General features: G+C 52.4%; 10 protein-coding genes. 3 read left to right on the top strand and 7 right to left on the bottom strand.

The window, feature by feature from the left end:
* Positions 1-110 precede the first annotated feature (110 nt).
* The 3 genes from ABGM91_RS01820 (at position 111) to ABGM91_RS01810 (ending at position 6764) form a co-directional block, all read left to right on the top strand.
* Positions 111-2555, top strand: a complete 2445-nt coding sequence (locus ABGM91_RS01820; RefSeq protein WP_354833232.1) for an exo-alpha-sialidase — start codon at positions 111-113, stop codon at positions 2553-2555.
* 338 nt (positions 2556-2893) lie between these two features.
* A complete protein-coding gene (locus ABGM91_RS01815) occupies positions 2894-3526 on the top strand; it encodes a CatA-like O-acetyltransferase (RefSeq protein WP_354833230.1) in 633 nt (210 codons plus the stop codon).
* Between the two features lie 184 nt (positions 3527-3710).
* Positions 3711-6764: an HD domain-containing protein gene (locus ABGM91_RS01810; RefSeq protein WP_354833228.1), complete on the top strand. Its 3054-nt coding sequence runs from the start codon at positions 3711-3713 to the stop codon at positions 6762-6764.
* A 23-nt stretch (positions 6765-6787) separates the two neighbouring features.
* Here ABGM91_RS01810 and ABGM91_RS01805 read toward each other — a convergent pair whose 3' ends face one another.
* From ABGM91_RS01805 to xseB, 7 genes are all read right to left on the bottom strand, one after another.
* Positions 6788-7756 carry an ABC transporter ATP-binding protein gene (locus ABGM91_RS01805; RefSeq protein ID WP_354833226.1) on the bottom strand — a complete coding sequence of 323 codons (969 nt, stop codon included), beginning with the start codon at positions 7754-7756 and terminating at the stop codon, positions 6788-6790.
* Positions 7757-7773: 17 nt separating this feature from the next.
* Positions 7774-9168 (bottom strand): ribosome biogenesis GTPase Der, encoded by a 1395-nt coding sequence (der, locus tag ABGM91_RS01800; protein ID WP_215427074.1) that lies wholly within the window; start codon positions 9166-9168, stop codon positions 7774-7776.
* A 75-nt stretch (positions 9169-9243) separates the two neighbouring features.
* Complete coding sequence (locus tag ABGM91_RS01795; protein ID WP_354833224.1) at positions 9244-10335, bottom strand: LptF/LptG family permease; 1092 nt, start codon at positions 10333-10335, stop codon at positions 9244-9246.
* A gap of 107 nt (positions 10336-10442) precedes the next feature.
* Positions 10443-10979, bottom strand: a complete 537-nt coding sequence (locus ABGM91_RS01790; RefSeq protein ID WP_290565322.1) for a recombination protein O N-terminal domain-containing protein — start codon at positions 10977-10979, stop codon at positions 10443-10445.
* Positions 10979-11752: a tetratricopeptide repeat protein gene (locus ABGM91_RS01785; protein WP_354833222.1), complete on the bottom strand. Its 774-nt coding sequence runs from the start codon at positions 11750-11752 to the stop codon at positions 10979-10981. The genes ABGM91_RS01790 and ABGM91_RS01785 overlap by 1 nt, the downstream gene beginning before the upstream one ends.
* A gap of 7 nt (positions 11753-11759) precedes the next feature.
* Entirely contained in the window at positions 11760-13646 is a 1887-nt protein-coding gene (gene dxs / locus ABGM91_RS01780; RefSeq protein WP_354833220.1) for a 1-deoxy-D-xylulose-5-phosphate synthase, read from the bottom strand.
* A complete protein-coding gene (gene xseB, locus ABGM91_RS01775; protein ID WP_215427070.1) occupies positions 13627-13887 on the bottom strand; it encodes an exodeoxyribonuclease VII small subunit in 261 nt (86 codons plus the stop codon). Before xseB ends, dxs begins: the two co-directional genes overlap by 20 nt.

Raw genomic sequence — 13887 nt, 5'->3', positions numbered from 1 at the left:
TTTTGTAAGGGAAAAGAGTAAGGGTTACCCTAAATAGTAGGGAACTCATGATTAATTATATTTTTTCCAGTAAAACAGGCCTGAGACTGCTAAGGCTTGCAGGTCCTGCCATGGCGGCGGTGCTTTGCTGCATGGCGGGTCTGGCGCCTTCCGCATCCGGCATCCCCGGCGACGATTGGGTGGATTCCTCGGCGATTGGAGAGTCGTTTGATGATTTTCCCGTAGCGAACGTAACCACTCTGGCCGGGCGCTACGGTTCCTTTACCGCCGCTTCCGGTCATGCCGCGATTGTGGACATGAGCGGCCGTGGATTCGGGCGCAGCCTCAAGATCAACGGGGCAAGCGGTAGTTCAGGGCCACGCAGCGTTACGCTGGTTTTTCCTTCCGCCCTGGAGAAGGATACGACCTGCGCGTTCCGGGCGGAACGATGGACCAATGGAAGTCCCCTGGATTTTAAAGTTTATTATTTATCCGGTTCAGGGGAAAAATCCCTGCTGCTGGACGCCAGTTCCGCGGAGGTAAGCAACAATGGCGCCCACCCCTTTCCCTCTTCTTTCCAGGGCACTGTTCCTGAGGGAACCCGAGGCATCATTTTTGAATGCGCCAGAGGGTCCGCCGTCATGGTGGACCATTTGCTGATGGGCGCGGATGCCGATGCGGAAGTCACCATTCTGGCGAAGAACTGGCCGGTCATGAAGAATCTGGATATTAACGGCATTCTCCGGTTCAACCTCGGTGAAGCTCCCCTCTCCTATTACGGGATGGCTGTGGAGGTGGATTTGTCTTCCAGTTCCGCCGTGAATGATATTGAAAGCGTTTCCCTTTACACCCCTGGAAGCATTAATGATTCCAATGAAACGATTCTGACGGCTACACAAAGGGGAGTTTGCCTGGCGACGGCATCCCTGGATGAAGGCGGCAGAGCTGTTCTGCAGGCGGATGCGTCCCAGCTGGCAGGTGAAACCGCTTACACGTTCTGGATTTCCGTGAAGCTTAAATCTTCCGCCAGCCTGGATGACAAGATCGGCGCCAGGCTGGTCTCCGTAACAGTGGGCGGCACTCCGCTGGGTGTGCCGGAAGTTCCTGCCGCCGTCCAGCGCATCGGCCACGCGGTGGCGTGCGCAGGCGATAAAATTACGGGCGGTCCTACGGAGGGGAAGGTTTCCCATTTTTTCCGTATTCCGGGCATTGCCCGCGCGGCCAACGGGGATTTGGTTGCCGTTTATGACATCCGGTATGATTCCAGCACGGACCTTCCGAGGAATATTGACGTAGGCCGCGCTATTTCCAGGGACGGGGGGCAAACCTGGACGGATACGGCGGTGGCCATTAATTACAATCCGGATAACAACCCTGCCTATGATTACCACCGTTCCTATGGGGTGGGCGACCCGGCCATTCTGCTGGATGAATACAGCGGGACCATGTGGATTGCCGCCATTGCCGGGACGGGGTTGTCCGGTTCCTCTATCGTTCCGGATGTGACGAGCCGTTCCACGTGCCAGTACGTGCTTGCCAAAAGCGAGGACAACGGGGTGACGTGGGAGCCGTGCAAGAGCATTAATACCCAGGTGCGCAGCGCCGCATGGAAGGGCATGTTTGAGGGGCCCGGGCACGGCATAACCGTCAAGGGTGGGAAAGATGACGGCGTTCTGGTGTTCCCCTCCCAGATATGGTCAGCAGGGGGCGGTTTGGGAACGCCCCAGTCCTGCCTGATTTATTCCCGCGACCACGGGCAGACCTGGGTGAGCGAGGATTTGAAAAAAACGGACGCCCCCAACGGCACGTGGGGCATAGGTTCCAGCACCAGTGAATGCGCGGTAGCCCAGCTTTCCGACGGTTCCCTGATGCTGAATGCGAAGGACGAGGGCGGAAGCGGCTACCGCGCCGTTTTTACGACGAAGGATTTGGGCGCAACCTGGCAGCGTCATCCCACGGACCGCAAGGCCACCCGGACCCTGAGGGAACCGAGGTGCCAGGGGAGCCTGTTCTCCGTGCTGGATTCCGGGCGCATGTCTAATGTCCTGTTTTTCTCCAACCCGGATTCCGGGTCCCGGAGGTCCATGACGCTGAAAACCTCCCTGGATGACGGCATGACGTGGCCCAAATCCCGCCAGATTCAATATGACTCCCGTCTTGGAGCAGGCTATTCCGACATCTGCCAGGCGGATGACGACCACATAGGTGTTCTTTACGAAGGGCTTCAGGGCGCCGGGTATATCTTTTTTCTACGCATTCCGGTTTCCGAGGTGCTGAGCGTCCTTTCCGTGGATACGACTAATATTTCCGTTCCTGCATCCGGAGCCGTAGGCGCCCGGCTGCCCGTCACATGTGACGCGGCGTGGACGGCTGCTTCCTCCGCGGACTGGCTGACCCTTTCCGCCAGTTCCGGAGACGGGGACGGGGAAGTGGTTTATTCCGCCGCGCCCTTCACCGGGGAGGGGACGAGGGAAGCAACAATTTCCGTGGCTTCTCCCGGACTCAAGTCCGTTTCCGTCCGGGTGGTGCAGTCTGAAAGCTCTGTGGCGTTGACGGCGGCTCCGGAGGAAAAGTGACGCAGGCATCTGTTTCTTCCGTTACATTTTCCTTGCCTGTTTAATTATGAATGGCTGGCGTCCTCGGCGCCGGCCATTTTTTTCTTCCAGATGGCTACGGATGTTTTTGTGGAGCAGGGGGGGCCTCCGGGAAGGAGTGGAATTGAAATACCCTGATTTGGGAGGATCCGGCGAAGGGTTGCATCCGGCTTGTGCAGATAGAAGCGGTGGTTTATGATAGCGAATGGCCCGGCATGATTTTTATGCTTGCCGATGCTGGAGCCCGCCGTCATGCCAAACTCCTTGCTGACGGTAGTGGAAGCAAATCAACAGGTGTGGAAAAGTCCTGCCTCTAAACGATGATGAAGAAGAAAATTGAATTGGCCACGTGGCCGCGCAGGTCGCATTACGAATATTTCCAGACGTTTGACTGCCCCATGTTTTCCATTACATCTCCCGTCCGGGTGGATTCCCTGTACCGTTATGGGAAACAGGAGGGGATTTCGTTTTTCGCCCTGTGCCTGTTTGTTCTGTTGAAGGCTCTGAACGGCGTGCCGCAGTTGCGGCAGAGGGTGGAGGACGGAGACGTGTGGGAGTATGATTCCGTGGATGCCCTGGTTCCCGTACTGGCGGCGGACGGGGAATTTACGCAGATTTTGGTGGAGTACCGTGACGGGTTGCCCTCTTTTCTGGATCACGCCCTGCCGTTGATCCGGAAGGCCAAGGCGGAGCCTGCACGCGTCAATCCCTGCCACCGTACGGACATTGCCGTGTTTAGCTGTCTGCCGTGGATTCCGTTCACCCAGGTAGCGAGTGCCTACAGGGTGTTCCGCGGGCAGTACCTTCCTCTGATTCATTGGGGGAAAATGGAGCCGGACGCTTCCGGCAGGCTGATGATGCCCGTGGCCATTCAGGCAAACCACGTGCTGGTGGACGGCGTTCATGCAGGCCGTTTTTACGGGATTCTGGAGAATTTGTGCAGGGAGTATTAGTGGATATTGACGACTAAAATGAGAGTTCTATTAATATCTAAATAATTGATAGTAATAGTATTTCCCTCAATAATGGGTAATTTTTACCAAGCGATTAGAGTATTATGAATTTCTGTTTAGAAGTTTTTACAAGAATTTGATTTTCCTGGACATATCAAAAATATATCTTATATATAACCATATTATGACATCAATAGATTTTAATGCGTATTTCGAAAATATTCTTGATAAAAATGAATATGATGTTTTCAAAAATCTTGAAAACGTTTTATGCAAAACTTTATGGTCAGCGAGAATTGATGATGCGTTGCCTAATTTTACTGATCATAAATGGGAACATTCTTTAAGAGTTATTGATAGGATCAAAGAGTTAACAGAAAATGCGTCCAACTTTTCAAATGATTTCATACTGTTATCAAAAAAAGAATGGTTTGTTTTGTTAATCGCCTCCTTGTTGCATGACATTATCATGTCAGGGCATCCCCATATGAAGAAAGATTTGGGAATGATTGACTATTTTGATTCAAAGTATAAATCCTGTATCAATTATGAATCTTATCCATCGACGGCAAGAGAATATACTGAAAATCAAAAAGATGAGATTAGAAAATACCATTCTCTTTATGCTATAGCAAAAATAAAATATGCACGCACAGATAAAGAACATCCACTATATGAGTCCTTACAAAGAATAGATGATACATATATCCCTACAATTTGCTCAATAATAAAATATCATACGTTTTTTAAATTATCAGAAATAGAAGATGAAGTAGAAGATAGCAAAGAAGTTACTGATAGATTACCATTTCTCGTCTTATTGTTTAGATTTTCAGATGAACTGGATCTAGGAAAAGAAAGAGATGACTCAGCTGCAAGGAATCAAGGAATGTCTAAAAAAGCTCAATCATTTTGGGAAATAGATTATAGGACATTAGTAAATATTAGTGAATGTAATATAGTTAATATTAGATTTTGCGCACGGCGGAATGATATTTTGGATAATAGAGAATTATTGGAAAGTATAATTATAAATCATATTACTAAAAACCAAGAATTAATAGTAAAATTAAGATTATACTCTCTTGCTATTAGGTATGATACAAGCAATTTATTGGAAGTAGATGATGATTATGATGTGATTGATAAAGAAATAATTGAAGAATGGAAAAAACGATTGAACTTTAAAAGTAAGGATGAGAAAGAAAGTGATACTTTGGTTCTATATAAAAAACATATTATGGGAGGTGTTGAAATAATTAAAAACTATATGAGTGTTAAAATACCGCATGTGGGAGATAAGTATATTATATTTGTGTATAAAAAATTTAAAGTTCTTAGAAAAATTGAAGCTATAAAATGTAGGATCCATGTTAATAAAAATAGTGCAAATATAGAAGGAGGATTAAATGATACTTTATTGAATTTAAAAGTATATTTTTCTGTCAAAAATAATGATAGAAATTTATATAGACCTTTTCAGGAATGTAATTTTAGTAAATTAAGTGCAGGAGACGAATACTATTATTTTGATGTTAAATTTAAAAGAGAAGATGGAATTAGATTAAATGTAAATAAGGATGATGAAGTTGCAATTTTATATAAATATGAAATTCCTTGTTACCAATATGGAAGAGAATTGACACGAACTGAGAGTGTATTTTTTGAAGATATTGTATGTGAAATTGCGTGGTCAGCGAAACATAATTTTGAGTTATATGGATTTGGATTTACTCGACGAATTGATAACATAACGTCTAGAGAGTTGGTTGAATTGGATAATTATGATCAATACATGATTAGAGAAAATTCTAATTCAATTTTTCAGAATATACATACCGATGATGAAAATTGGCTAAGTATAATATCAGAATATTATTCATCAGATGATGAAGAAAAATATAAATTTACTAAAATTAACTTTCGAGAATGGAAAGATAATAATTCAAATAAAAATGAAAAAAGAGAATTATTTACATATACAGTAAAATGGAATTTTGTTCCATTCTTTAGCGAGCCTGAGCAATATTTATATATGGAAAGATATATAAATAACGGATCTCCTAGTGGTTTTTCCAAAATCAATACCACTAGCTCTAACACTATGCCAACTGGAAAATCAAAAGATATTAAAATTGCTGTATTTACCTTAAATATAAGTGAAGATAATATTTTCAACCTAGGAATTTGTCCAGAATGGTTAGGAGAAAGAGAGATTTATGTTCATGAAGATTACTCAACTGATAGTGATTTAAAGGAAATGTCTGAGGGAAATATTCGTGTAATTTCAGGAATTCCTACTGCGAGTTCACGAACGGTTTTTTTGAACGAGAGAAATTTATATGTCAAATTACAATATAATAAAATGCTGGGTAGAATAGAACGGTTTATTACTCCAGATAGTGCCGATAACGCTATACGAATAAGTAATCTATTGAAGAAAAAATTTGATGAAAAAATATTTCCTGCAGGTCTCTTTTTTCTACCTGAAAATTTTGCGCGCGTCGTTGATTTAGGAATTAATTCAGATCCTCGATATTGGGGAATGATCGTAAGAGATTATAACGTCTATCCTACAATATCACCACTCCTGGAAATTCGTCTGGTGCCTGCTTTTTCTTTATTTTATGAAGGAGATAAAAGCTTTGAAAAATCTATTCTAGAGTTAATCTATTTATATAGAACAGATAAAAATATTGATTTCTATACTTTTCTAAGGGATAGTATGATTTTTCCTGTTTTTAAATTATACTTTGAAATATTGATTAAATCAGGAATACAGATTGAAGCTCATGCTCAAAATATTTTGTATTTATTGGTGATTGAAGGTAGTTGTATGGAAGTAAGGGGTGTTGTTGTAAGAGACTGTGAATCGATGGATAAAGATTCTTATATATTAGAAAAACTTAAAATTAAAGATGAACTTGGATATTGGAATATAAAAACTAATTCGCCCAAATCAGAGAATTATGAACGTAGAAATAGCTTAATGTTCGATTTTAAACTTGGAGAATATTTAATTACTCCCATTATCGAGAAAAGTAAAGATCTCTTGACAAAAAATGAAATGAAAAAATTAATAAGAGACATAAAAAAACATAATTCATTTTATATTAAACAACTTCATGAAGGGTTTTTCCCTGAAAATGAATGGTGGGAATATGAAAAGGAGAAGATAGATAGAAAAGATAATAATCGACCTTGGAAAAAAGGGTATTCGCATCCGAAGTACAGATGATATATTAATATGCAAAATTAATTTTAAGCCAGGCAGCCCGGGCAGTTCTGCACCCAGTGTTCCGGGGATAGCTCCGCCAGCTCCGGTTCCCGGTCCGTGAGGCAGAGTTCCGGGTTTCCGAGGGTGTTCCTGGGGCGGAAACTGCATCCGCAGGGCTCCTGCATCATGTTGGGGGGCAGGCCCGGGATCGTATACAGGGGGGCTCCCTTGGCGTGGAGTCCGGGGATGGATTTCATCAGTGCCCTGGTGTAGGCATGGCGGGGATGTTCCAACAGTTCCTCTGCTGGAGCGCTTTCCACGATGCGGCCCGCGTACATGACGTTGATGCGGTCCGCGTACCGGCGCACTACGCCCAGGTCATGCGTGATAAGGATGACGGAGGTGCCCATGTCCCGCTGGAGTTTCCGGATGAGGTCCAGCACCTGCTTTTGCACGGTGACGTCCAGGGCGGTGGTGGGTTCATCCGCAATGAGGATTTCCGGCCTGGTGATGAGGGCCATGGCGATCATGACGCGCTGGCGCATGCCTCCGGAGAATTGATGCGGGTAGGCGTCCATGCGCTGTTCCGCGTCCGGGATTCCCACCAGGTTAAGCTGTTCCAGTGCGCGGTCACGCGCTTCTTTCCTGCCCGCCCCTTCATGGATGATGAGGGGCTCCGCCACCTGGTCTCCAATGGTCAGGTATGGATTCAGGGAAGTCATGGGGTCCTGGAAGATCATGGAGATGCGCTTGCCGCGGATGGAGCGGAGCTCCTTTTCCGGGCAGTGGAGCAGGTCTGTGCCGTCCAGCAGGGCGGAGCCGCTTTCAATGCGGCCCGGGGGCGTGGGGATGAGCCCCATCATGGAGTAGCAGGTGACGGATTTTCCGGACCCGGATTCTCCCACGATGCCGAGCGTTTCTCCGGGAGCTACGTCAAAGGATACGTTTCTCACCGCCCGGACGATTCCCGCCCTGGTGTGGAAGGAGGCGCTGAGGTTCCTGACGGAGAGCATGGGGAGAAGCGAACTGGTCAGTCATTGCGCACGCGTGAGCGGGCGGAGAAGATGACCGGGATGCCGGGGGCGGGGTACGCTTCCCGGATTTTGTTGCGCAGGTACTGGGAGTAGCTGTCCGTGAGCAGGTTCTTGTCATTGACGAAGAGGACGTAGCGCGGGACGGGAATGGTGTTGTACTTGGGGTCCACCGCCGTGGTGACGTAGTAGATTTTCAGCCTCCGGGTGGAGCCGCTGGCGGTGCCGGGAGGGTTCATCTGCTGGGCAAGCTGGACCAGGCGGTTGAGCTGGCCGGTGGTGGGCAGGTTGCGGGATTCCCGGCGGATGCGCGTGATGACCTTGAAGATGATTTCCACGCCCTCCGCTTTTTTGGCGGAGGTGGCGATGAAGGGCGCGTAGTTGATGAAGAAGAGTTCCCGGCGCACCTGCTCCTCCACTTCCGCCATGCGGTCCTTCCGCGGGGCGTTCGGGTGGAAGAGGTCAAATTTGTTCACGATGATGATGCAGGGCTTCCCTTCCTCCGCAATGATGCCGGCGATGCGGCGGTCCTGCTGCGTGATGCCCGCCGCAATGTCAATGACCAGCAGGCAGATGTCCGCCCGGCGGATGGCTTTTTCACTGCGCATGGCGGAGAAGACCTCCACGGAGGTGTCCCGGCGGGAGCGCGGGCGCATGCCGGCGGTGTCAATCAGCACGTACGGCTGGCCGTCGTGCAGGTAGGGGACGTCAATGGCGTCACGGGTGGTGCCCGCTACCTCGGAGACGATGGTGCGCCTGTCCTGGAGGATGGCGTTTACCAGGGAGGATTTGCCGGCGTTGGGGCGGCCCACCACGGCCACCTTGATGGGCGGCGCGGTTTCCTCCCCGTCTTCCGGTTCTTCCTCCATTTCCTCCTTGAGGGGGGCGCCTGCTTTTTCAAGGAAGTCGTCCAGCCGGGAGGCCAGTTCAGAAAAGCCCCTGCCGTGCGCGGCGGAGAGGAAGATGTGGTCATTGAAGCCCAGGCCGGAGAATTCTCCCAGGTTCAGGTCCTGCTTTTCATGGTCTGCCTTGTTGAGAAGGAGGATGACCGGAACGTCCGATTTGCGGAGGTGGTCCGCGATGTTCTGGTCAATGGGGGTGAGGTGGTCCCGGCAGTCCAGGACAAAAAGGATGAGGTCCGCCGTTTTCATGGCGATGTCCGCCTCCGCGGCCACCTGGTCCGCAAAGCCGTCGCCCAGGCGCGCGCCGATGCCGCCCGTATCCATGAGTTTGCAGGCGCGGTCCGTGATTTTACAGGGAGCGGAGATGCGGTCCCGGGTGACGCCGGGTTCATCATGCACGATGGCGATGCGCCTGCCAGCCATTCTGTTGAAGATGGCGGATTTCCCGACATTGGGCCTGCCTACGATGGCGATGGTGGGGACGTGCTGCATGGGCGCCATGTTACCCGAACGGCCCGGCGTGTGAAAGACAATTCCGCGCCAACGAAGGGAGCTTGCGCCGGGGGCTTATCCCTTGTGCCTGGCCCTATTGTGAAGGTAGATGGCTACGGCAGCCGTAATGACGTTGGGCAGCCACAGCAGGATATAGGGCAGCATGGTGCCGCTTTTGCGGGACAGGTCCGCGAAGATCAGGGCCACAAAGTAGAGGGAGGCGATCAGGATGCCCAGGGCGAAGCCCGTGGAGGTATCTTTCCGGCGCGTGTTGATGGCGAGGGGCACGCCGATGAGGGCAAAGACGAAACACGCCAGGGAGAAGGAGGCGCGCCGGGGCAGCTCCGTGGCGAATTCCCTGGCCTGTTTTTCATCCAGGTATCCGGGCGTATTCAGGGCTTCCCGTATTTCCCGGTTGGTGAAGCGGTTGGCCTTGATGCGGCGGGAGCGGGATTTGTCCAGGTCGATGCTCAGGGGCATTTCATCCATGGTCACGCTCTGGGAGATGGAGCCCTTTTCCTGCGTGGTGATGAGGGGATTGATGAGGTGCAGGTAGAGGGTTTTGTTTTCCGGGGAGAAGTCCGTAGTGACGCGTTCCGCGTGCATGGCTACGGCGGAGGATTTGTCGTCCGCCTTCTGGTAAATGTGCATGCCGTGGATGACGTCGTCCACGCGTTTGTCAATGTAGATTTCCAGATTGTCGAATTTGGTGATGGCCTGGCCTTCCCGGAGGAGCCCCTTGGGGTTGATGGAGGCGGCCTTGATGAGCAGCTCGGAAATGGCCTGCTTGGCGCGCGGCGCTATGTCGATGTTGATCCAGTAGCAGAGGCCGGAAAGGGCGATGCCGATGACGATGGCGGGGGCGCTCAAACGCCACAGGCTCATGCCGGACATGCGCATGGAGGTGAGTTCATTGTCCGAGGCCAGGCGCCCGTACACCAGCAGCACCGCCGTCAGGAATCCCCACGGGATGGAGAACATCAGCGAGAAGGGAATCACCTGGAAAATGAATTCCATGACGATGCTGAAGGGAGCGCCGCTTTCCACCAGGAGGGGGCGCAGCTCCTTGAACAGATTGCCCAGAAGCAGGAGGGCGCTCAGGGACATCACCCCCAGGGCCGTAACACCCAGCAGCTGGCGGGCAATGTATCTGTCAAGGATCTTCATGCAGTAAAACCGTGCCGGTTATTTTGCCCGAAGGCCGGGGACAAGTCAACCATGTGCACGGAACAATCCGCATCTGCTTGTTGGTGCGGGAGGGCCCGGCATTTTGGTCAGCTTTCTTTTTGATCCAGGCTGGCGAGCAGTTTTTCCCGCTGGGGGGGGAGTTTGCCAAAGTGGGATTTCAGGATGACGTGGGCCGGAATGCCGGGATGGGCGATGCCGTGGAGCCGGGCGAGCTCCTGTTCAAAGTGCAGGATGGCGCGGGGAGCGGGGTCCGTGTTTTCCAGATAGGCATAGGCCCGTTGCAGGAGGTCGTAAAATTCCGGAATGGGCGTGTCCGGTTCCAGCATTTGAAGGAACAGGCGCGCAAAGTAGCCGGCGGCGGCAAGCCGGGGGTAGCTCTCCCGGAGGGGGAGCCGGGGGGATACCAGGTCCACGGAGGCCAGGGAGTGCAGGTCCCCGGTTTTGGCCTGCGTCCACTGCATGCGGCACTGGTAAAAGAGGTCCACGCGTCCGGCGAAGGGGCTGTTTGGCTTTCTGGCGCTTTTGGCCGCCGTCCGGATGATGCCTTCTTCCGTGCACCAGACGACGATCAGGCCGTTTTCCCCCAGGGGATAGAGCTTCAGAACCGTCGCTTCCGCATTCATTAATGGTTTTTTTCCAGCCCTGTTTTTTCCGGCTGTGCGGTCGGGACGGTCTGGCCGTAAGGGGAGGGCAGGATGCCCGCTTCCGTCATGGCGTCCGTAAAGGCCTGCATGGCGCTGGTGCCTCCGTGAATGCGGATGGCGGAAAGGAGCTGTTCCTGGGCCGCGTCCTTGTCCCCGCCCAGGAATTTGATGATGGCCTGGGAGCAGTAGTAGTACGGGGTGTCGTCCATCGGGCCGTACAGGGATTCCAGTTCCCTGGCGAGGGCCTGGTCGTCCAGCTTGCGGGCGCAAATGTAGCGCTTGAATTGCAGCAGCGAAGTCATGCCGGGGTTGTCCTTGAAGGAGGGCAGAAGTTCCGTGAACGCTTTCATTGCCCCGGCATAGTCATGGCTGACGTAGCGGGCTTCCGCCAGATTGAACTGGATGGTGAGGTTGGAGGGGTCCAGTTTCAATGCCTTTTCAAAGTTTTCCAGGGCCTTTTCAACGTTGCGGATTTCAATGTAGCATGCGCCGCGGAGGTTGTATAAGCCCGGGTTCCCGGCGTAGATTTTTTCCAGTTCCGTCAGGGAGAAGAGGCATTCCATGGTCCTTTTCTGGGCAAAGAGCTGTTCTGCCCGGCGGAATTGGTCAATGTAGCTTTTTCTGGATGCTTCGGGCAGACTGTTGAATTCCTGTACCCACGCGGGGGCCGGGGTTGCCGGGGCGGGTTGCTGCGCGGAGGCGGGGAGAAGGGCGAGCACCAGGGCCGCCAGTAGGAAGGTATGCGCTCTCATGGATGGATCAGGAGTTCAGGTGGGGAATGATTTTTTGTAACGCGGCTTCCGCCGTGAGTCCATATTTTTTTCTGAGGATGGGTTCCGAGCCGTGTTCAATGAACTGGTCCGGCCACGCGATGGCTTCCATGGGCGTGACGACGCCCCCGGCTTCCAGGGATTCCAGTACGGCGGAGTTGAAGCCGCCGCTGACGGCGTGGTCTTCAAAGGTGCAGACCACCCGGCTGCCTGCTGCGTACCGGCGGATGCATTCGTCATCCAGGGGCTTGATGAAGCGGGCATTGATGAGGGTGGCGGAGTAGCCCTGCGCTTCCAGCAGTTTGGCCGTTTCCCGGGCGATGCCGATCATGGTGCCCAGGGAGATAAGGGTGACGTCCTTCCCGGTCTGGAGCACTTCCGCCTTGCCGATGGGGAGGATTTCCGCCGTGGCGGGGAGGGGGACTCCGGAGCCGCAGCCCCGGGGATAGCGGATGACGGTGGGGCCGTTCTGGTAGTGGTTCATGGTCCGGAGCATGTGGACGAATTCCGCTTCATCCTTGGGCTGCATGAAGACGATGTTCGGAATGCTGCGGATCATGGCGATGTCAAACAGGCCGTGGTGCGTGGGGCCGTCGTCCGGGGAGAGGCCGGCGCGGTCCATGCAGAAGCGCACGGGCAGTTTTTGCAGGGCGGCGTCATGCTGGATCATGTCAATGCAGCGCTGCATGAAGGTGGAGTAAATGGCGATGTAGGGCTTCATGCCTTCCGCCGCCAGCCCGCAGGCGAAGAGGGCGCCGTGTTCTTCTGCAATGCCCACATCAAAGTAGCGTTTGGGGAAGGCCTCCTTGAACAGGTCCAGCTTGGTGCCGCTGGCCATGGCGGCCGTGATGGCCGTGATGGAGTCATCCTCCCGCGCCATGTCCACCAGTGTGGAACCGAAGATGTGGGAGAAAGTGGGGGTGGGTGTGCCCTGCGTTTCACCGTCCCGCACGCAGTAGGAGCCCAGGCCGTGGAATTTGGTGGGGTTGTCCAGCGCGGGCTGGTAACCCTTTCCCTTCTGGGTGACCACGTGCAGGATGACGGGTTCATTGAGGTCCTTGATGTAGGAGAGGGTGCGGATCAGGGTGGGGATGTCGTGCCCGTCCAGGGGGCCGAAGTAGCGCAGGCCGAATTTGTTGAAGAGCAGGGATGGGAAGATGAGGTTTTTGGTAGTGCCTTCCAGCTTGAGGGCGAAGTCCCTGGCCTGCGTGCCGCCCAGCTTTTCAATGAAGGAGGCCGTCTTGTCCCGCAGCCAGGAGAAGGTTTCCGAGGTTTGAAGGGAGTTGAAGTATTTTGCCAGCGCGCCCACGTTTTTATCAATGGCCCATTCATTGTCATTCAGAATGGTGATGTAGCGCTTGGTCGTCTGGCTGATGTTGTTCAGCGCCTCCAGGGTGGTGCCGCAGGTGAATGCCGCATCCCCGGCCACGGTGACTACATGGTAATCTTCTCCCTTCAGGTCCCTGGCCGCGCACATGCCCAGGGCGGCGGAAAGCGCGGTGCCCGCATGGCCTGCTCCGTAGGCGTCATGGGGGGATTCCGACATTTTGGCAAAGCCGGAGAGTCCCTCATGCTGGCGGATGGTGTGGATCAGCGGGGCACGGCCCGTAAGCATTTTATGGACGTAGGCCTGGTGGGAGACGTCAAAAATGATTTTGTCCCGCGGCGTTTCAAAAACGCGGTGAAGGGCAATGGTCAGCTCCACCACGCCCAGGTTGGGGCCCAGGTGGCCCCCCGTGACGGAAAGGGAGTGGATGAGGGTGTTCCGGATTTCTTCCGCAAGGCGGGGGAGGTCCGCCTCGGGAATTTGCATCAGGTCCGCATGGCTGCGGATGCCTTTCAGCAGTTCCGGGAGTTCAGGTGAGGGAGAATTCATTGCTGTCTGGTTCATCAGTATCCGTTCCGTCCTGGACGGTTTCCGGGTTGCTGAGGGTTTGGATGCGCAGTTCCGCATCATGAAGAATGCCGCGGCAGTGGCGGATGAGCTTGTTGCCTTCTTCCACCAGGGCTATCATGTCTTCCAGCTCGGTGACGGGGGCTTCCGTCAGGCGGATGATTTCTTCCAGGCGTGCTACGGATTCTTCAAATCCGGGAGCGTTTTTCCGTTGTTTGGCCAT

The sequence above is a fragment of the Akkermansia muciniphila genome (assembly GCF_040616545.1).
In the GTDB taxonomy this organism is placed as follows: Bacteria; Verrucomicrobiota; Verrucomicrobiia; order Verrucomicrobiales; family Akkermansiaceae; genus Akkermansia; species Akkermansia muciniphila_E.
The sequence above is the reverse complement of the archived record's forward strand: the minus strand, read 5'-3'. Positions and strand labels throughout refer to the sequence as shown.

Coding starts and splice junctions, on each gene's coding strand:
- ABGM91_RS01795 (WP_354833224.1), bottom strand. CDS start 10,335: ATGAAGATCCTTGACAGATACATTGCCCGCCAGCTGCTGGGTGTTACG.
- ABGM91_RS01805 (WP_354833226.1), bottom strand. CDS start 7,756: ATGCTCTCCGTCAGGAACCTCAGCGCCTCCTTCCACACCAGGGCGGGA.
- ABGM91_RS01820 (WP_354833232.1), top strand. CDS start 111: ATGGCGGCGGTGCTTTGCTGCATGGCGGGTCTGGCGCCTTCCGCATCC.
- ABGM91_RS01790 (WP_290565322.1), bottom strand. CDS start 10,979: ATGAATGCGGAAGCGACGGTTCTGAAGCTCTATCCCCTGGGGGAAAAC.
- dxs (WP_354833220.1), bottom strand. CDS start 13,646: ATGAATTCTCCCTCACCTGAACTCCCGGAACTGCTGAAAGGCATCCGC.
- ABGM91_RS01810 (WP_354833228.1), top strand. CDS start 3,711: ATGACATCAATAGATTTTAATGCGTATTTCGAAAATATTCTTGATAAA.
- der (WP_215427074.1), bottom strand. CDS start 9,168: ATGCAGCACGTCCCCACCATCGCCATCGTAGGCAGGCCCAATGTCGGG.
- ABGM91_RS01785 (WP_354833222.1), bottom strand. CDS start 11,752: ATGAGAGCGCATACCTTCCTACTGGCGGCCCTGGTGCTCGCCCTTCTC.
- xseB (WP_215427070.1), bottom strand. CDS start 13,887: ATGGCCAAACAACGGAAAAACGCTCCCGGATTTGAAGAATCCGTAGCA.
- ABGM91_RS01815 (WP_354833230.1), top strand. CDS start 2,894: ATGATGAAGAAGAAAATTGAATTGGCCACGTGGCCGCGCAGGTCGCAT.